The following is a 507-nucleotide window of genomic DNA, read 5'->3' on the forward strand; positions in this document are numbered from 1 at the left end:
CCGCGGCATCGATGCACCCGAACTGAAATCGACGTGCCCGGCATTCCGAAAAGCGGCCCTGCGCGCCAAGGAAGAACTGACCGACCTTATGAACGGGCAAGACATTGTATCGCTCACCGCAATCTCGGGCGACAAATATTTCGGCCGCGTGGTCGCTGATCTCGCGCTTCAGGATGGAATGCGCCCGGCACAACATCTTCTCGAAGCCGGTCTCGTCGAGCCCTATCAGGGACGATCGAAGAGCAAACGTCCCTGCCCGAATGACTGAACAGAAAAGGGGCTCCCGTGCGGAAGCCCCTTTCTTCATTTTCTCCGGAGAATGATCAGCCGATCTTGTTCTGCCGGTTGGCGATGAGATCGTCGACCACAGCCGGATCGGCCAGGGTCGAGGTATCACCAAGCGCGCCGAAATCGTCTTCGGCGATCTTGCGCAGGATGCGGCGCATGATCTTGCCTGAACGGGTCTTCGGCAGGCCAGGCGAAAACTGGATCTTGTCCGGGGTTGCG

2 protein-coding genes are annotated in these 507 nt (G+C 59.2%); one reads left to right on the forward strand and one right to left on the reverse strand.

All coding sequences use genetic code 11. The features are described from left to right. The coding region (locus CXR03_RS19045) for a thermonuclease family protein (RefSeq protein WP_219816293.1) at positions 1–268 on the forward strand (268 nt) is incomplete at its 5' end. A 55-nt stretch (positions 269–323) separates the two neighbouring features. On the opposite strand, the gene CXR03_RS19050 is transcribed toward CXR03_RS19045, so the two are convergent. Then, on the reverse strand, positions 324–507 hold a 184-nt coding region (locus CXR03_RS19050), incomplete at its 5' end, for a hypothetical protein (RefSeq protein WP_146070578.1).

It is taken from the genome of Arthrobacter sp. 08Y14 (assembly GCF_002929455.1).
In the GTDB taxonomy this organism is placed as follows: domain Bacteria; phylum Actinomycetota; class Actinomycetes; order Actinomycetales; family Micrococcaceae; genus Arthrobacter_B; species Arthrobacter_B sunyaminii.